The organism is Haloarcula sp. HT12 (assembly GCF_055271655.1).
Map to the genome: position 1 here is coordinate 78,520 of NZ_JBUXKW010000001.1, position 16,582 is coordinate 95,101.

Genomic DNA, 16,582 nt, shown 5'->3' on the forward strand with positions numbered 1-16,582 from the left:
CCGATGACTGTACGCGTAGGTGTGCTCGGTGCGACTGGCGCAGTCGGGCAGCGACTTATCCAACTGCTCGACCCCCACCCCGAGTTCGAGATCGCAGCACTGACAGCCAGCGACGCAAGCGTTGGCGAGACATACAAGGACGCCGCCAAGTGGCGCGTCAACTCCCCGATTCCCGAGGACGTGGCTGGGTTAGAAGTCCGTGCCACTGACCCGGACTCGGTGCCCGACGACGTCGATCTCATCTTCTCCTCGCTCCCGTCGAGCGTCGGCGCGGAGGTCGAACCGGAGTTCTGTGAGGCCGGCTACACTGTCTCCTCGAACTCCTCGAACGGCCGGATGGACGAAGACGTGCCGCTCATCATTCCCGAAGTCAACGCCGACCACGTCGACCTCCTCGAGGTCCAGCGCGACGAGCGCGGCTGGGACGGCGCACTCCTGAAGAACCCGAACTGCTCGACGATCACCATGGTACCGCCGCTGGCCGCCCTCGACCGCGAGTTCGACCTGACGGACGTGCGCGTCTCGACGCTCCAGGCCGTCTCCGGCGCGGGCTACTCCGGCGTCTCGTCGATGGAGAACATCGACAACGCCATCCCGCATATCGGCGGCGAAGAGCAGAAGATGGAGAGCGAATCGCGCAAACTGCTCGGTTCCTTCGACGGCGCGGAGGTCCACCTCAACGAGATGGACGTGGCCGCGTCCTGTAACCGCATCCCGACGCTCGACGGCCACCTGGAGAACGTCTGGGCCGACACGGCCGAGGACATCTCCACGGCCGACGCCGAGGCCGCGATGGAGTCGGTTACGGGTATCGACCTGCCGTCCTCGCCCGAGAAGCTCATCACAGTGTTCGAGGAACCGGACCGTCCGCAGCCCCGACTCGACCGCAACGTCGAGGATGGAATGGGCGTCGCCGTCGGCGGGTTCCGCGAGACGACCGACGGCGTCCAGTTCAACTGCCTCGCGCACAACACCATGCGCGGTGCCGCCGGTGCGAGCGTGCTGAACGGCGAACTGCTGGACAAGCGCGGCTATCTGTAAGGACCGACTTCGCCGACCGCTGTTCGTCCCAAATCGGACAGCTGCTGTGACCAACCCGATATTTTTCACGACCAGGCTTGACCACAGCATATGGTCTCCCGCGAAACGAAGCTTCAGATTGGGCTTGTGAGCGCAGTCATCGTGATCTGGGCGCTCGTCTTCGGCGTGGTTACGCCTGGCCCGCTCGTGTCAGTAGCGCTCGTCGCGGCCACGTATTTTCTTGTTATGGCCGGAACACATCTGTACCTCGCTTTCTCGGATGAGAGCGAACTGATTCCAGTCGCGGCCCGCTGGCGGTACGTCGGGCTTGCGGCGCTGGTGGCTGTAGCCATCTTCCTGCAGGGAACCGTCGGGAACGAGCGATTCGGGGGCGTCACGGTCAATCAACTACTGGCCGGCGCGTTCGCTGTGACGATAGTGGGCTATTTCCTGTACGAAGCACGGGACGGCTATCTCGCCAGCCGGCGGTGACTACAGCTCAATTTGGTTTCGAAGCCCGTCCCACTCGCCGGTCCGCTCGGCCCGCTTGACGTTTTCCGCCACGATATCGGCCAGCCGTTCGTAATAGCTCGGCGTGTGGCCGGCGTTGTGGGGCGTGATGAGGACGTTCTCGAAGCCCCACAGCGGGTGGTCACCGGGCAGCGGTTCGGGGTCGGTCACGTCCAGCGCCGCGCCGGAGATGTGATTGCGCTGCAGCGCACTGACCAGCGCGTCCGTATCGACGACCGGGCCGCGGGCGACGTTGGTGAGCACGGTGTCCGGGTGCATGGTCTGGAATACTTCCTCGTCAATGAGGTGGCGCGTCTCGTCGGTCAGTGGGCAGGCGAGCCCGACGTACTCCGTGTCGGCGACGGCCTCGTGGATCTCGTCGAAGCCGTACACCTCGTCGGTCGGGCCGCCCTTCTCCGGCGAGTACCGGACGCCGACGGTCTCCACGTCGAACCCCTGGACACGGTCGACGATGGCCTCGCCGATTTCGCCGAGACCGACGACACAGACGCGGCTCCCGGCGAAGTCGTCGGTGTGGAAGGACTGCCAGACGTTGTTGCGCTGGTGTCGGCGGGCGGTCAAGAAGCCGCGAGCGAAGGCGAGCCACGACCCGACGACGTTCTCGGCGACGTTCGGGCCATGGACCCCGGAAGCCGTCGTCAGCGCGATGTCGCGGTCAGCCAGTTCCGAGAGCGGGAGGTGATCGTATCCAGCGTATGTTCCTGCAAACAGCCGCAGTGAACCGGCTGCATCGATCAGTTCCGGCGAGACAACGTTGCCGGTCAGGACCGTCGCATCCGCGATCAGGTCCCGCTCGGCTTCGGGTGTCTCCGCGACGGCGATGTCCCACTCCGGCAGTCGCTCACGGAGCGCTGTCACGTACTGGTCGACGGGCATTCCGTGGACATCGTATCGCATCACGACGATGTCGGCCATTCAACCCCTCCTGTAGCGTGTCGAGCCATATCGTCTGCTCCACGCGCGGCCCTCAAAACGGTGCCGGCAGTCCGTTGACCGCGGCTGGAGATAGTGTTGTGTTTTCTATACATAAGAAACGGGGAAATTGGCAGTCTGAATAAGTAAAATTTGTAGTAATAGTACGCCGATATCTTAGCATATTTGTAGGATGACCGGCGTAGGATTTCGAAGGCATGGGGAGACCGACGAGCGTTGCGGTGATCGACGACGACAAGGATTACAGACAGCTTTACAAACTTTGGCTTCCGGAGGAATACGATATTATCGAGGCCGGAGACGGCCGTACGGGGTTACAGCGGATCGACGACTCAATCGATGCGGTGCTGCTGGATCGACAGATGCCGGATCTAAGCGGCGAGAGGGTCGCCGCAAAACTCCGACAGCGGTCGGGTACCCCTGCGGTCGTAATGATCAGTAGCGTCAAGCCGGACGTGGATATACTGGACATTCCCGTCGATTCGTATCTCAGAAAGCCTGCCGACCGGGATACCCTGTTGTCAGTGCTCTCGACGGTTGGCACCCGCTGTGAGTACGAGGCGAACAGGCGGGAACTCCTGGGACTTGCCGACCGATTGGCGACAGTCACCGACGCTGTGCGGGCGACAGCACTCGCCGAGAGCGACGCGTACCAGCGGGCCATCAAGCGGCTGGAACAACACGACGTGTCACTCGTCGACGCAATGTCCGAACCGTAGCGCGCAGTGCGTTCCAGTGTCGTCACATGAGGGCATCAGACCGTGGATTCGACCCAAGACAATAGGTTTTAGCGGGCGCGGGACGCCGTAGCGGGTATGGAACACGTAGACGTCGCCATTGTGGGTGGTGGCCCGGCCGGGTCGTCGGCGGCCGAGGCTGCAGCCGACCACGGGGCCGACGCCGTCCTCCTCGAAAAGGGGGTCCCCAGAGCCGACCGCGAGGGGACGGGACCGGATTCGACGGACGCCGCCGGGCTGCTCGATTACTGGTTCGACATCATGGGCATTCCCCGGTCCGAGTTCCCCGAAGATGTGGTACTGAGCGAACTCGACGGGGCGAAGTTCTACGGCCCCTCGACGGAGATGACGCTCACCGAGACGGGCATCAGTACCAGCACGGACGGCTTCGGTATCACGTTCCACCGCGCGCGGTTCGACGACTGGCTTCGTGAACGGGCGACAGAAGCTGGCGCGGACTACCGCGTCGGCGTCAGCGTCACCGGCGTCGAGACCGACCTAAGGAGCTCGCCGCGACACACCGTTCGGTTGGCCAACGGCGAAGATATCGCCGCCGAGTACGTAATCCTCGCCGATGGCCCCCAGCGAACCGTCACCGGCGGGACGCTCGACCAGTTCCTCCCGGGCGGGCAGACGATGGCCGACATCATGCCCTCGAACGAGGTGAACCACATCGCCTACCAGGAACACCGCCGGATGCCGGAGGAGCTGTTCACACCGGAGTTCATCGAGTTCTGGTGGGGCATCATGCCCGGCCACACGGCGTATCCGTGGATTTTCCCGAACGACGCCCCGGTCGCTCGCATCGGGCTGACGATGCCCATCGGACTGGACATCGACGCCTACGACCGCGGCGAGTGGGACCTGCTCAGAGCAAGCGACGACAGCATCCCGCAGGGCCGGAAATACATCGAACGACTGCTCGAACGCGAGTTTCAGGCGTACGACCTCGACGACTTCCCGCTCGTCGAGGACCGCGGGAAATCGAAGGGCACGGAGACGTATCCCATCTCTTCGACGCGCCCAATCGAGTCCCCAGTCGGTGCCGGCATCGCCGTGGTTGGCGGCGCGATGGGGACCACATCGGCGTTCCACGAGGGCGGCGACCACGTCGCCGTTCGCACCGGGAAGATCGCCGGCCGCCTCGCCGCGACCGACCGCCTCGAACGGTACAACGACGCCTGGCACGACGCCATCGGCGACGAGATCCTCCGGAACGTCACGTTCGCGGACATGGTTCGGGACTGGCGGCCCGACGACTGGGACCGGGCCTTCAGGACCGCCAACGACCTGATGGACGCCCGCGGTATCAAGGCCGACGCGGCGCTGCGGGGCGGTCTCAACGGCCTCAAGATGGTCTTCAGTTACAAGTGGGGGAAGTTCTCCTATCGTAACGGGAAGTACGTCCAGTTGCGCGAGGACGACTACGCCGTCTGAACGTCACCCTTAGGTGTCCCACCGGCGAACTAGGAGTGCGTGCCTTCAATCCCCGGCTGAGACCCGTCACCGGGACGATGACGACCCGGAGAACCCGGGCACGCGACATGACCGCGGTTCACACCGCACCTGGCCGTCCTTCGACGGCCCGCCAGACGGTTGCACCGTCTGGGCGTTCGGTGATTACGCCGTAATCACCCGCCCGGCACGAGGGTTTGCCGGCTAACATGGCACACCGCCGAGGATGATGCCGGACGTTAGTGTTCCGGGCGTACATTTCGAATATACTAATAGAATTATTTATGAATAATACAAATTCCCAGCTGCGGTCTGGTGTTCACAGCCAGTTGCGACTCACGTATTCGAGTGTCCCATCGGACTGATCGATATACTCGGAGAGTTCGTGCACGACGTCCCCGACTTCTCGGGCCGAAAGTGCCTGATCCTTCTGAAAGAGAATCCCAGCAGTGTCTTCAACATCGATCCGGGTGAAAAAGTCGTCATCTTGAGTGAGAATGAGACGGTTCATCTCGCGTCCATATACAGCGATCTCCTCATCGTCAGCACCGAGGCCGAGTTCTTCGACATCGTCGATCCATTCAACATCGTGACCGAGTTTCCGCAGATAGTTGATCGTCGCTTGCTCGACGTTTTCGTCAGCAAGAATCCGATACCCCATTAGTCACGCACTTCGTCGGGATCAGTTGTCAGGTGAGCGTATTCTTTGATTTCAGATTGTCGCCGGCGTTCGATCTGACGCATCTCCTCGGGATGATCGTGGTAGTACGTGAGCGCCCGGTAGACATCAGCCACGTCGAGATCATGACGATCGGCGACCGTCCTCGGATCCAGTCCCCGTTCTTCGATCTGTTCCTTGATGAGCTGAACGGTGATCCGCCGGCCCTCGAGATGTGGCTCGTCGTGGAGTTCCTGCACGATACGTCTTGTCACCTGACTCATACGGAACACTATGCCGCCACCATACTTGAACGTCTGGACTGGGCTCCAGCCGTGTTTTCACTTCCACCGAGCCTACTAGTAGAAACTTGCCCGGTAGTGTTCCGGGCGTACATTTTGAGTATGACAAGAAATATATACCAAAATTATACATTAATTCAATCACGGTCTCTCGTCGAGACGAACGCTTCCGTCGTGATCCCCTTTCTCACCAGCTGTTTGAAGGTGCTCGCCGCGGGGCCGCGCGACGACGCCACGTACGGCGTCATGGCCCGGCTCATCTCGTACGTGACCGGCCCAGTCCAGGAAGACGGCTTTGGAGGCCTCGCCGGCGGTTACGGTGATCGACAGAACATGCTGACGTTCGACGCCGACAGCCCTGACCCGAATTTCCGCCTCCGACGGACTGGACACTGACGAGACCGTTGCGGTGACCTACCACGTCGGCGACGTTCCGAATAGCGGGCCAGCTCTGGGCAATCTCCAGGGGCTCATCGACGGGACGGCCAGCGAGGAAGACCGCGGGCGGTTCGCAGAGGTCTGGCACGGCCGTGTCCGAGCCGTCCTGTCGGATGATTCTCTCTTTACCGTAACGACCGTCAAATAGTACATTCAAATAGAGAGATTCGGGTATAGATGCTCTCTATAGAACAGGCTGATCTACTGGCGAGTTGAGATGCGGCTTGCATCTACGGGACGTGACTCATGCAGTTACAGCCACATACGGGCAGAGACTATCCCGAACCCTCGATTCGTGCAAAACCGGTGTCTCACGTCACTGTGTCGATAAACGGAAAATATAGAGACTGTTCCACAGGGACTCGACTACTGTCTACCAATGCTCGTTGAGACCCGAGATACGTGGGAAAATTCACTATCACTAACTATTTACTACGTGCGGTACTGTGTAGAGTGAGAAGTAACTCGAAGCAGTTCTGTGGGTAGTCATGGGCGCTGCCCCACCATTGTTAGGAAACACGGCCGTCTTCGTCCGGGGTCGGTGTGGAGTTTCCGTCGGATCGGGTCCACGTTCTGTTCGAGGTATTTCAGACCACCATGGCAACATCACACCCCAGCCGTATTTTCAACAGCGGCGACGCCTCCACGCTGTACGTCACGATCCCCGCACAGGTCGTGTCTGACTCACAGTTCCCGTTCGACAACGACGACGCCGTCACTGTAACAATCGACGACGGTCAGCTCATGATCACTCCGAACACCGAGGGGATCGACCAATGAGCACTGTTGCCAAGACTGTGCACTATCAACCCGAGACAATCCGGATCCTCCACGTGGAAGATGATACCGGTTTCGCCGACCTTGTCGCGACCTTCCTGGCACGCGAAGACGGCCAGTTCGATGTCGAAACAGCCCACACAGCGTCTGACGGACTGGAACGGCTTGCCGAGGCCGATGTTGATTGCGTCGTTTCCGACTACGATATGCCAGGCCAGAGCGGTATCGACCTCCTCGACGCCGTCCGTGACGAGTATCCCGATCTCCCGTTCATTCTGTTCACGGGGAAGGGGAGTGAAGAGGTCGCTAGCGATGCGATCAGTGCTGGCGCGACTGACTACCTCCAGAAACAGGGCGGAACCAACCAGTACGAACTCCTTGCGAACCGTGTTCGCAACGCTGTCGAGCAGTATCGTGCCACGCAAGAAGTCAGGACGACCCACCGTCGGTTACAAGAGCTGGCCGAGAGCTCGACCGACTGTCTGTGGATGTTCACTCGTGACTGGGATGAGCTCCTGTTCATCTCGGGCTACGAAACCGTCTGGAACCGGCCGACCGAAGCCATCGAGCAGAATCCACAGGATTTCCTCAATGCCATTGATCCGGAGGATCGCGACTTCGTGGAACGGGAACTGGACCAACTGTCCGCCGGAGAATCGGTGGACATCGAGTTCAAAATCCAACGCGGTGAGGACGAACCGGGCTGGGTCTGGGTGAAGGGACACCCGATCTTCGACGATGACGGGAACGTGGTACGTGTCGTTGGGTTCACGCGTGATGTTACCGACCGGAAGGAGCGGGAACAGGAGATGGAGCGGTACCTCGACCTGTTTGAACAGGCCCAAGAGATTGCATCTATCGGCGCGTGGGAATACGATATCGAGGCCGAAGAAGGGTGGTGGACTGACGAAGTGTACCGTATTCACGCCGTCTCAACCGACGCAGATCGCGCGCCAGAGCGCAGTTTCCAGCAGTACCATCCGGAGGACCAACCCGTCATCCGGACGGCCTTCCAGTCTGCCATCGAAGAGGGCAAGCCGTACGATCTGGAAGTGCGATTCGTCGATACCGACGGGACACACAAGTGGGTGCATACGCAGGGCGACCCACAACCTGCAGACGATCCGGTCCGCGTGCGTGGCACCATCCAGGATATCACCGAGCGCAAAGAGCGCGAGCGTGAACTCCAGGAACTCACCGATAGATACGAGACGATTTTCAACCACTCGCACGATGCGATATTCCTGCTCGATGTCGAAGCGGGACCGACCTTCCGTATCGCGGAGCTGAACGAGCGTGAAGAGGAGCTGCTCGGTCGGTCTGCGTCGGACGTGATCGGAAGCACACTCTACGATCTCTACGACGACGAAACCGCGGACCGTGCGGTCGAGGCCTACCGGAGATGCCTGGAGGCGGGCGAATCGATCACCGACACCGCGGAGTACGAACTGGACGGGACGACACGCACGTTCGAGACGACCCTCCGACCGGTCCGTGCTGAGGGCGAGATCGTCCAGATCGTCGGCGTTTCACGCGAGGTGACCGAGCAGCGACAGCGCGAACGCGAACTCGAAGCGACGAACGCGGTGCTCTCGACGCTGTTTGAGGCGCTTCCCGTCGGTGTGCTGGCCGAAGACGCCTCCCGGAGCGTGCTCGCTATCAACGAACGGATGTTCGAACTGTTCGGGCTACCTGGCTCGCCAGATGACGTTATCGGGACGGACTGCGAAAACCTGACTGACCGCCTTAGCGACACAGTCGTCGATCCCGACGGCTTCGTCGAGCGGATCGACGAAGTAGTCACAACCCAGACTCGAGTGTCTGATGAAGCCTTCCCCCTCCAAGACGGACGGACTTTCCAGCGAAGTTACGAACCGGTCGAACTTCCGGATGGCGAAGGCCATCTCTGGCTGTACCGTGATGTGACCCCCTCGAAAGAGCGCGAACAGCGCCTCCAAGAAACAACGTCCAGACTCGAGGCGTTGTTTGACAACTCACCGGATATGATCGATATCCTCGATACAGCGGGACGGTTGCGAAACGTGAATGACCGCTTCTGTGAGGAGTTAGGCTACGACGAAAATGAAGTCATCGGCCGTCCGATCTGGGAGATCGACAAATTGGTCGATGCCGACGACGTGAACTGCTTGCTGTCGGATTTCTCGCTCGACGAACGCCGTAAAATCGAAGGCGTCTACGAACGACGTGACGGCTCGACGTTCCCCGTCGAGGTCCATCTCCTGCGATTGGACATCGAAGGAGAGGACCGGTTCCTGGCGATCAGCCGAGACATTACCGAGCGCAAGCGCCGTGAACAAGAACTCACGCAGCAGAACGAACGCCTGGAGGAGTTCGCCAGCATTGTCTCTCACGATCTCCGGAATCCACTGAACGTCATCGAAGGCCGAGTAGAACTGGCCAAAACGGAGTGCGAGAGCGACCACCTCGATCATATTGCCCGTGCACAAGAGCGCATGAACGCGCTGATTGGTGACCTCCTGACGCTCGCCCGTGAAGGAGAACAGGTCGGTGAGATGGAGTCAGTCGATCTGGGAACTCTCACTGAGAACTGCTGGCGGACCATTGCCACCGCCGACGCGACACTCTCGATTGATGTCGAACGGGTGATCCGGGCCGACAAAAGCCGTCTCCAGCAACTCCTTGAGAACCTCATGCGTAATGCAGTCGAACACGGCGGCGAGGATGTGGCAATCAGTGTCGGGGAGCTGGAGGACGGGTTCTATCTTGAAGATGACGGGCAAGGGATTCCTGAAGCGGAACGAGACAACAAGTTTGACGCGGGCAACTCCACGGCTGAGGACGGGACCGGCTTCAGACTGAGCATTGTCAAGCAGGTGGCCCAGGCCCACGGCTGGGAGGTTCGTATAGCCGATGGATCTGAAGGCGGGGCACGGTTCGAGATTACGGGTGTCGAATACACGCCTGAATAGCTGTTCTATACTTCGCATGCGGATTTTGATGGCATATCGAGAAATCATCGACATCTACGGCCAATTATTCCCGTCTGCCCAGCACCATGCTGCCAGGGGTCCGTTTCCCGACGACCATGAGGTATGTTTACACCCAACACTTAGAATTCTCCCAGTTCTACCCGGCCTACTGGTAGTTCCCCGTAGTAGTGTGCCGGGCGACGATCTACCGATACATCGGAAACGCGGGCTTGAACAGGGGATAGCGTCGAAGCAGGGGACTGACGTGTGGCTCCACAACCACTGGGCAGGCCGCCGCTAACTCCGAGACGCCGTCGAGTCTGGTTAAGTAGCGTCGCCGTCGATACGGACTTACGTTTCTCCCGACGAGAGGAGAACAGAGAGATGGCGTGTGACCGCGCGCAATCCGACACTGTTCGGAACAGCAGTCGCCAACCGCTGGAAAACTCGTGCACCGAACCAACTGACGCCAGGACCACAGCATGACGCGACTCTCGAAGCAATGGATCCAGTACAACCAGGTCAGCCTGTACGCCGTCGCTGTCCTCCTTGCGGTCGGGGTCGGCCTCGGCCAGCCGAGTGCGGGCACCATGCTGGAGTCGCTCATTAATCCGGTACTGGCGGTGTTGCTGTACGTCACGTTCCTGGAGATTCCGTTCGTCCGCATCCGACAGGCGTTCAGGGACAGACAGTTCATGCTGGCCGCGCTGGGGATGAACTTCCTGATCGTTCCGGTGGTGGTGTTCGGGCTCACGCGGTTCCTGCCACGGGAGCCGACGATACTCGTCGGCGTTTTCATGGTGCTTCTGACGCCGTGTATCGACTACGTCATCACGTTCACCGAACTCGCCGACGGCGACGCCGAACAGATCACGGCCGCGACGCCGGCACTGATGCTCGTCCAGTTGCTCTTGCTCCCGTTGTATCTCTGGCTGTTCATGGGCCAACGGGTCGCCGAGTTCATCGAGGCCGGACCGTTCGTCGAAGCGTTCGTCGTCATCATCGCGCTGCCGCTGACGCTGGCGTGGGGGACCGAACTCTGGGCGGACCGGTCCTGGCGAGGCGACCAGTTCCAGGGGGCGATGGGGTGGCTGCCGGTGCCGATGATGGGCGCGACGCTGTTCGTCGTCATCGCCTCACAACTCCCGCGCGTACAGGATTCCATCGACCAGATCGCTGCGGTCGTGCCGGTGTACGTGGCGTTCCTGCTCGTCATGCCGGTGGTTGGGCGGGCTGTCGCCGGCTTCCTCGGGATGGAACCCGGCACGAGCCGGGCGCTCGTGTTCACATCCGTTACCCGGAACTCGCTCGTGATTCTCCCGCTGGCGCTCGCCTTGCCGTCCGAGTATGCGCTCGCGCCGGCCGTCGTCGTCACGCAGACGCTCGTCGAACTGTCCGGGATGGTGGTTCTCACGAGGGTCGTTCCTGAATGGCTGGTGCCGGACGAGCCGGCGGGGGCCTCGGGTCCGACCACGAGATAGGGGGTAGGTGGTCGGGGAGAGCCTGAATCGTTGCTCCCCACGGGCCGTGAATTAGAGACGAAAACTCCGGAAACGGCTTCGCAGACCGAAACCCGAACCGCTCGATGGCATCAGGATGTTAACGGCCACTGGATCTGTCCGTCGCGTCGGCTCAGTTCGTATTTGAGCCAGCTCGTGAGCAGTTCGACGAAGGCCTTCTGGTCCTGTCTGAAACGGTCAGAGCGTGGCTCACGAGCGACGAAACAGACCGTCCCGAACAGCTCGCCGGCAACTTCGATTCTGGCACCGAGGTAACAGCCAAGGTCGTATCGCTGGTAAGCGGGGTCGTCGCCCATGCCCTGTTGCTCGGCGTTGTAGACCGAGAGCATGCCGTTGGATTCGATTGTCCGTCGGCAGTACGTCTCGGAGAGCGACGTGATGTCGCCGGGAGTGATGAGCGACAATTCACCGCTGATGGCGATTATTTCGTGCGTCCCTTTTTGCGGATCGATGGCGACGAGATGGCCCTGGTCGACGCCCAAATACTCGGCACCGAGTTCTAGCACGTCCACCACTCGCTGTTCGAACCGGCGGTCCGTATCGTTCGTGACCTCGTAAAGTTTCTCCCGGTAGCGTTCGGCCTGGGCCTGCAAGCGCTCCCGTTCGATCTGCTCCGTAATGTCTTTGGTCACTTTCGCAAACCCGCGGATGTCCCCGTTTTCCCGGAGCGCCGTGATGGTCACGTCGGCCCAGAACGTGCTCCCGTCCTTCCGAACCCGGAGCCCGCGGTTGGTGGCCTGGCCGTGTTCTCTTGCCTCTTGAAGCAGTCGTTCGGGGATGCCGTCGGCTACCTGTTTCTCGGTGTAAAACGCCGAGAAATGCTCGCCGAGGATCTCTGACTCCTGGTACTGCTTGATCTGTTTCGCACCGGCGTTCCACGACTGGATGCGACCGTCGGGGTCGAGGAGGAACATCGCGTAGTTCTCGACTGCATCGACGAGCAGCCGGAATCGCTCGCGCTCATGTCGCAGTTGTTTGTCGAGTTCCTCGCGGCCAGTCCGGTCACGGACAACGCAGACCGAGCCGTTATTCTCGGTGCTCGCGACGGTGTGTTCGCCGATGAACTGTGTCCCGTCAGCGCGTTCGAGAAGCGTTTCACCCGTCCACGTCCCGTTCTCCTCGACGGCCGGGAGGATTTCGCCTTCGACCGTCTCGAGGCTCTCCGCCGAGTGGATTGTCTCCCAGTGTTCGCCCAGAAGATCGTCGGGCTCGTAGCCGAACGTCTCAGCGTAGGCGTCGTTCAGATAGGTGAACCGGTCCTCGCGATCCAGCGTGCTGATGCCGTCCCAGGCCGCGTTCATCGCTCGCTGGCCCCGCAGGACCTGCAGTTCGTCCCTGTGGGCTTTGACGGCGTTTTCCACCTTGTTCGCCAGAACCGTGTACTGGGAGGTCCCCGGCTTCTTCTGGAGGTAATCCGTGACACCTGCAGAGATTGCCTCGGCCGCGATCTCTTCGCTGCCTTTCCCGGTGTAGAGGATGAACGGGAACCCCGGCGCGTCCTCGCGAATCAGTTCGAGGAACTCCAGTCCGTTCAGCCCGAGCATCTCGTAGTCGCTCACGATACAATCGTACGTATCCTGCGGGCGGTCCGCCACGATGTCGTCGGCCCGCGTTGCGGTGTCGACGCTGAAGGAGTCCGTGGCCCGCTCGAGATATTCCGCAGTCAGATCGGCGAAGTCCGGTTCGTCATCGACATGGAGCACGTGCACTGAACCAGCCATCTGTCAGAACATTGTGTGAAAACGGTAATAAGAGGTTTGTTATTTTAATCACATGTCGTCGAATCGAAGCCCGCCACTGTATGCACAGGAAGCACAGCGAAAGGAACTGATTTGCAGGTATAGACGCTATCGCGGGGAAACGATCCCGTAGCTATCGGTCCGTTATCTGGATTGTCAGCGTCACCCTGTATTTACAAGTCAGATGACCAGTCACATGAATTACAAGCGTGGCGTGTCACGAGCATGCCGGACCAGGCACCCTCAGAACACGGCGTTATAGAGAGCGCCCGCAGCGGACGAGAGCTCGCCGCTGTATTTCACGCTAACGTACAGGCCGGTAAACAGCGTCGCGTTGTACGCGCCGTGGATGAGCGACGGGACGACGATGTTGTCCGTGTACTCGTAGGTCGCACCGAGGATGAGCGCCGGAATGAGGAGGGCGCTCACAGAGACGAGCTTGCCAGTGACCGACCCACCGCTGAGAGCGGGATAGTGGATGCCGGCGAAGATGATGCTCGCGATAGTGACGCCCGTGATCGGACCGAAGTAGTCCCTGATGCGGCCCTGAACGACACCGCGGAACAGCAGTTCCTCGCCCGGTCCGATGAGGAGGAACGAGGCGGGGATCAGCAGGAGGAGCACGTCGGGGTTCTCCATCCCGATCTCCGCGGCCTGGTTCGCCGCCGGTTCGATCCCGAACATCGAGACGAGCGTCGTGATGATGACGGCCACGACCACGAGCCCGCCCATTGCGCTGGCGTATCCCAGCACGACGATACCGATCTCGCGGAGGCTCGGCACGGCGATGCCGATAGAGAACGCACCGGTGTTCGGCGTATACGAGAACAGGTCGCGGAGTTTCGCTCTGATCACCGGTCTGAGTTTGATGTACGCGAACGCGATGACCGGACAGCCGATTCCCTGGACCGTTATCAGCCCCAGCACGAGCGTCTGTACTGTCGTTATCTGGATTCCGGCACCGAAAGACAGGACACCAGCAATGATGAGCAGCAGTATCGAGCCAAACCCGAGCCCTATCACACCCAACAGGAGCGCCGAGAAAAGCGTAAACCCGTACTGGAAGGCCTGCAGGACCGGACGGTCGCGGGTCGCCGTTGCCATACACCGCTTTGGTCGTGGCGATGTGTAAACAGTTCGTTTGGTGTTGGTGACGTGAGCGCTGAGAACCGCGTCTCATACTGATTGGTGTAGCGTACCTCCGGATGGTTCCGACCCCGAGGTCGACAGACACCGGTGAATCGCTACACCAATCCGTCTCAGTCGATGCGTTCCCCGGCAGTCACCGCTGTTTCGAGCCAGTTCGACACCGGCGGGAGCGGACAGGAGAAGGTATCGCTGTAGGCACAGAACGGCGAGTACGCGAGGTTGAAATCCAGTGTGATCTCGTCGCCGTCGGCCAGGTCGCGGTCGGGTTCCAGTTCCATGTACCGGCCGCCGTCGTAGCTCTGCTGGCCGGTGGTCTTGTCCCGGAACGGAACAAAGAGCGTCCGGGACTCGTCGGCGGCCTGCCGGAACGCGTGCAGGTCGCGGGACTCGCCGTCAAGGTCGAACGATAGGGTTGCGACGTGGAGGTAGCGCACCGTTCGGTCGTCGCTCGTCTCCAGGTCGACTGACTCCGGCGTCTCGTGGACAGTAACCGTCGCCTCGACACGGTACTCGGGGTCCGGATCGAAGTAGCTGAGGCCGTCGAAGTCGTCGCGGTCCTCCGGCGGAATCGGGGACTGGCGGTGCTCCGCGAAGAAGCGGTCTTTCTCGTCCCGGTTCGCTTGCAACTGTCTCGCCCAGTCTTCCGTGTCTTCGTCCATACAGAGACGGTGGTGGCCACGCAGTTTCAGTCCGGCGACTCGACAACAGACGAGGGATATCGCGAACTGAGGGAGTGGATACTTTATTATACACCTAGTTCGACTGGATAAATACACAGGGGTGTGTATGGAAGCGACGTTCTACGGTATTCTGGGGGTGGACCCAGATGCCACCGAAGAGACGATAGTCCGCGCCTACCGGGAGCAGACGAAAGCGCATCACCCGGACGTGAGTGACGACCCCGACGCGGAAGAACGGTTCAAGCGACTCACGCAAGCGAAGGACGTGCTCACGGACGAGGTCGAGCGGGAGCGGTATGACCGACTCGGCCACGCTGCATACGTCAGCAGGTACGTCGACAGCGGCGCGGACAGAGGGACAGCTACAGGCGGTGTCAGTGACATCGCACAGCAGTACGTCGACCACCGGGCCGACGGGGAGACTGTGGGCGGGGCGACGGCGAGAGCGACACAGCGACCCGCCCAGACCCGCGGGGGACGCACGGGCTACGGGACCGCCGCGGAGTACTACAAACCCGGTCAGCGAGTCCGGCCGACACAGTCGTCGGGAGTCGAGACGCTGCTCGATTCACTGCGCCGTGTCGGACCGTGGCTGTTCGTCCACCTCGCGCTGTTGAGCTGTGCGCTCACCGCCGCCGTCCTGCTCGGGGTCGGCGGCCTCACCGGAGCTCTCTCGCCGGTCGTCGCCGGCGTCATGGCCGTCTCGATGTTGACGATTTCGCTGGTCGTCTCCGCGACCCACGTCATCACGCGGGTTTCGGGCTGACCGCCGAGAGGCGTTTCGAGCGAGAGCAGTGTCGGATAGTCGGGACTGGCAGAACACCACAGTCAGGCCAGCGGTCGGAACCAGACAGCGGTAACGAGGACGGCCAGCAAAAGGTACGATCCGCGAATCAGGAGCATCGTCGCGGTTTCGGGGTCGCCTCGCTGGGCGATAGCCGCAACCGTCCCGAAGACGAGCGCAGCCGCCGCCGCGCTCGGCGGGATGCCGGGCAAGGCCACCGATAGCCCCACGATTCCGAGGAGGCCCGCTCCGAACAGGCCGAGCGCGAGTCGCCGTGCGCGCTGGTGGCCCAGCACGACGGCGACGGTCCGTTTCTGTATCGACCGGTCGTAGTCGTAGTCCTGCTCGTCGTCGATGATCTTGATGCCGGTCAGTAGCAGGAGGAACACGGCTGCGAGGCCGACTGCGCGGGGCGTCAGCGTTGTCACCTGAGTGTAGTAGCCCCCCAGCAGCGCCAGCGCGATACCCGTCGGGTAGCCCATCGTCGCGCCGACGGGGTTCATATCCAGTTGCGGGGCGTGGGTGTAGCCGATAACCCAGGTCGGAACCGTCAGCAGCGCCGCGCCGGGACCGACCAGCAGCCAGATAGCCGTCGTACAAAGCGCGAAGCCGACGCCGGCACCGACCAGTGCCATGCGACAGCCCGAACCGGTGAGTGGATGGTCGTCGTCCTCGCCGCGGACGTGGAAATCGACGTAGCCGTCCTTGACGTGGGCCGTGTAGACGGCGAAAAACATCGCCCCCGCGTGGAGCGCGGCCACCGGCGGCCAGAACCCCCCGGAGAGCAAGCCGCCGAACAGCGACGTCGCTAGCGGCGGCAGCATGAACACCGGATGCACCTGTGAGGCCAGGGCACTCGCGGCCGCGAACGGACCGGTCTCGTGTCGGGCGACTGCCATACGGACTCA

At 61.3% G+C, this 16,582-nt stretch carries 17 protein-coding genes; 10 read left to right on the forward strand and 7 right to left on the reverse strand.

Going from position 1 to position 16,582, the window contains the following annotated elements:
* Positions 1–3 precede the first annotated feature (3 nt).
* Both asd and ACY9XZ_RS00420 read left to right on the forward strand, forming a co-directional pair.
* Positions 4–1,041 carry an aspartate-semialdehyde dehydrogenase gene (gene asd, locus ACY9XZ_RS00415; RefSeq protein ID WP_463455131.1) on the forward strand — a complete coding sequence of 346 codons (1,038 nt, stop codon included), beginning with the start codon at positions 4–6 and terminating at the stop codon, positions 1,039–1,041.
* Between the two features lie 90 nt (positions 1,042–1,131).
* On the forward strand, positions 1,132–1,512 hold the full coding sequence (locus ACY9XZ_RS00420) for a hypothetical protein (protein WP_463455132.1): 381 nt from the start codon (positions 1,132–1,134) through the stop codon (positions 1,510–1,512).
* Here the strand turns inward: ACY9XZ_RS00420 and ACY9XZ_RS00425 are convergent, their stop codons facing one another.
* Positions 1,513–2,466: a D-2-hydroxyacid dehydrogenase gene (locus ACY9XZ_RS00425; RefSeq protein ID WP_463455133.1), complete on the reverse strand. Its 954-nt coding sequence runs from the start codon at positions 2,464–2,466 to the stop codon at positions 1,513–1,515.
* 215 nt (positions 2,467–2,681) lie between these two features.
* Between ACY9XZ_RS00425 and ACY9XZ_RS00430 the strand changes: the two genes are divergently transcribed.
* Entirely contained in the window at positions 2,682–3,203 is a 522-nt protein-coding gene (locus ACY9XZ_RS00430) for a response regulator transcription factor (RefSeq protein ID WP_463455134.1), read from the forward strand.
* Between the two features lie 96 nt (positions 3,204–3,299).
* On the forward strand, positions 3,300–4,658 hold the full coding sequence (locus tag ACY9XZ_RS00435) for an NAD(P)/FAD-dependent oxidoreductase (protein WP_463455135.1): 1,359 nt from the start codon (positions 3,300–3,302) through the stop codon (positions 4,656–4,658).
* A 337-nt stretch (positions 4,659–4,995) separates the two neighbouring features.
* Here the strand turns inward: ACY9XZ_RS00435 and ACY9XZ_RS00440 are convergent, their stop codons facing one another.
* Positions 4,996–5,337: a DUF5615 family PIN-like protein gene (locus ACY9XZ_RS00440; protein WP_463455136.1), complete on the reverse strand. Its 342-nt coding sequence runs from the start codon at positions 5,335–5,337 to the stop codon at positions 4,996–4,998.
* Positions 5,337–5,618 carry a DUF433 domain-containing protein gene (locus ACY9XZ_RS00445; protein ID WP_463455137.1) on the reverse strand — a complete coding sequence of 94 codons (282 nt, stop codon included), beginning with the start codon at positions 5,616–5,618 and terminating at the stop codon, positions 5,337–5,339. The genes ACY9XZ_RS00440 and ACY9XZ_RS00445 overlap by 1 nt, the downstream gene beginning before the upstream one ends.
* 216 nt (positions 5,619–5,834) lie before the next feature.
* On the opposite strand from ACY9XZ_RS00445, the gene ACY9XZ_RS00450 reads away from it, so the two are divergent.
* The 5 genes from ACY9XZ_RS00450 (at position 5,835) to ACY9XZ_RS00470 (ending at position 11,283) form a co-directional block, all read left to right on the forward strand.
* Complete coding sequence (locus ACY9XZ_RS00450) at positions 5,835–6,032, forward strand: hypothetical protein (RefSeq protein WP_463455138.1); 198 nt, start codon at positions 5,835–5,837, stop codon at positions 6,030–6,032.
* Between the two features lie 13 nt (positions 6,033–6,045).
* Positions 6,046–6,222 carry a hypothetical protein gene (locus tag ACY9XZ_RS00455; protein WP_463455139.1) on the forward strand — a complete coding sequence of 59 codons (177 nt, stop codon included), beginning with the start codon at positions 6,046–6,048 and terminating at the stop codon, positions 6,220–6,222.
* Between the two features lie 449 nt (positions 6,223–6,671).
* Positions 6,672–6,854, forward strand: coding sequence for a hypothetical protein (locus ACY9XZ_RS00460; protein ID WP_463455140.1), 183 nt, complete (start codon positions 6,672–6,674; stop codon positions 6,852–6,854).
* Complete coding sequence (locus tag ACY9XZ_RS00465) at positions 6,851–9,802, forward strand: PAS domain-containing protein (RefSeq protein WP_463455141.1); 2,952 nt, start codon at positions 6,851–6,853, stop codon at positions 9,800–9,802. Before ACY9XZ_RS00460 ends, ACY9XZ_RS00465 begins: the two co-directional genes overlap by 4 nt.
* Before the next feature lie 482 nt (positions 9,803–10,284).
* Entirely contained in the window at positions 10,285–11,283 is a 999-nt protein-coding gene (locus tag ACY9XZ_RS00470) for an arsenic resistance protein (protein ID WP_463455142.1), read from the forward strand.
* A 110-nt stretch (positions 11,284–11,393) separates the two neighbouring features.
* Here the strand turns inward: ACY9XZ_RS00470 and ACY9XZ_RS00475 are convergent, their stop codons facing one another.
* The 3 genes from ACY9XZ_RS00475 to ACY9XZ_RS00485 form a co-directional block, all read right to left on the reverse strand.
* Complete coding sequence (locus ACY9XZ_RS00475) at positions 11,394–13,043, reverse strand: PAS domain-containing protein (protein WP_463455143.1); 1,650 nt, start codon at positions 13,041–13,043, stop codon at positions 11,394–11,396.
* A gap of 261 nt (positions 13,044–13,304) precedes the next feature.
* Positions 13,305–14,165, reverse strand: coding sequence for a lysostaphin resistance A-like protein (locus ACY9XZ_RS00480; RefSeq protein WP_463455144.1), 861 nt, complete (start codon positions 14,163–14,165; stop codon positions 13,305–13,307).
* Between the two features lie 155 nt (positions 14,166–14,320).
* Positions 14,321–14,869: a DUF1684 domain-containing protein gene (locus ACY9XZ_RS00485; protein WP_463455145.1), complete on the reverse strand. Its 549-nt coding sequence runs from the start codon at positions 14,867–14,869 to the stop codon at positions 14,321–14,323.
* Between the two features lie 127 nt (positions 14,870–14,996).
* On the opposite strand from ACY9XZ_RS00485, the gene ACY9XZ_RS00490 reads away from it, so the two are divergent.
* Positions 14,997–15,656, forward strand: coding sequence for a DnaJ domain-containing protein (locus ACY9XZ_RS00490; protein WP_463455146.1), 660 nt, complete (start codon positions 14,997–14,999; stop codon positions 15,654–15,656).
* Positions 15,657–15,718: 62 nt separating this feature from the next.
* Here the strand turns inward: ACY9XZ_RS00490 and ACY9XZ_RS00495 are convergent, their stop codons facing one another.
* Positions 15,719–16,573 carry a UbiA family prenyltransferase gene (locus ACY9XZ_RS00495; RefSeq protein ID WP_463455147.1) on the reverse strand — a complete coding sequence of 285 codons (855 nt, stop codon included), beginning with the start codon at positions 16,571–16,573 and terminating at the stop codon, positions 15,719–15,721.
* Positions 16,574–16,582: the final 9 nt, after the last annotated feature.

Bases quoted from the DNA above. Each gene is read 5' to 3' on its own strand.
- ACY9XZ_RS00440 (WP_463455136.1), bottom strand. From the start codon at position 5,337: ATGGGGTATCGGATTCTTGCTGACGAAAACGTCGAGCAAGCGACGATC.
- ACY9XZ_RS00425 (WP_463455133.1), bottom strand. From the start codon at position 2,466: ATGGCCGACATCGTCGTGATGCGATACGATGTCCACGGAATGCCCGTC.
- ACY9XZ_RS00420 (WP_463455132.1), top strand. From the start codon at position 1,132: ATGGTCTCCCGCGAAACGAAGCTTCAGATTGGGCTTGTGAGCGCAGTC.
- ACY9XZ_RS00430 (WP_463455134.1), top strand. From the start codon at position 2,682: ATGGGGAGACCGACGAGCGTTGCGGTGATCGACGACGACAAGGATTAC.
- ACY9XZ_RS00490 (WP_463455146.1), top strand. From the start codon at position 14,997: ATGGAAGCGACGTTCTACGGTATTCTGGGGGTGGACCCAGATGCCACC.
- ACY9XZ_RS00465 (WP_463455141.1), top strand. From the start codon at position 6,851: ATGAGCACTGTTGCCAAGACTGTGCACTATCAACCCGAGACAATCCGG.
- ACY9XZ_RS00470 (WP_463455142.1), top strand. From the start codon at position 10,285: ATGACGCGACTCTCGAAGCAATGGATCCAGTACAACCAGGTCAGCCTG.
- ACY9XZ_RS00485 (WP_463455145.1), bottom strand. From the start codon at position 14,869: ATGGACGAAGACACGGAAGACTGGGCGAGACAGTTGCAAGCGAACCGG.
- ACY9XZ_RS00475 (WP_463455143.1), bottom strand. From the start codon at position 13,043: ATGGCTGGTTCAGTGCACGTGCTCCATGTCGATGACGAACCGGACTTC.
- ACY9XZ_RS00445 (WP_463455137.1), bottom strand. From the start codon at position 5,618: ATGAGTCAGGTGACAAGACGTATCGTGCAGGAACTCCACGACGAGCCA.
- ACY9XZ_RS00495 (WP_463455147.1), bottom strand. From the start codon at position 16,573: ATGGCAGTCGCCCGACACGAGACCGGTCCGTTCGCGGCCGCGAGTGCC.
- ACY9XZ_RS00460 (WP_463455140.1), top strand. From the start codon at position 6,672: ATGGCAACATCACACCCCAGCCGTATTTTCAACAGCGGCGACGCCTCC.
- asd (WP_463455131.1), top strand. From the start codon at position 4: ATGACTGTACGCGTAGGTGTGCTCGGTGCGACTGGCGCAGTCGGGCAG.
- ACY9XZ_RS00435 (WP_463455135.1), top strand. From the start codon at position 3,300: ATGGAACACGTAGACGTCGCCATTGTGGGTGGTGGCCCGGCCGGGTCG.
- ACY9XZ_RS00480 (WP_463455144.1), bottom strand. From the start codon at position 14,165: ATGGCAACGGCGACCCGCGACCGTCCGGTCCTGCAGGCCTTCCAGTAC.